The 255-nt window shown below is 43.9% G+C and carries 1 protein-coding gene; it reads right to left on the minus strand.

The features are described 5' to 3' along the window. The coding region (locus OQ477_RS20870) for an AMP-binding protein (protein ID WP_265973607.1) at nt 1-255 on the minus strand (255 nt) is incomplete at both ends.

A 255-nucleotide genomic window follows, 5' to 3' on the forward strand; every position in this document is an offset into this window, starting at 1 on the left:
CCGTCGCCGCCAATGCATAGTTCTCCGAGAACACCTTCTGGTACAAGCTGGTTGTGGCGATCAAGCACATATACCTGTGTATTTTGTATTGGCTTCCCTATAGTAATTGAATCGGTTTTCCCCATCCATTTCACTGTCGACCAAATGGTCGTTTCTGTTGGACCGTACATATTAAAAACAGGCAATCCATACTCTTTTACTTCATTCCACAGCGTTTCAGGAAGTGCTTCTCCTCCTACATAAAGAGTCTTCAAG

The sequence above is a fragment of the Bacillus sp. ChL18 genome, assembly GCF_026241425.1.
Classification (GTDB): domain Bacteria; phylum Bacillota; class Bacilli; order Bacillales; family Bacillaceae; genus Bacillus; species Bacillus velezensis.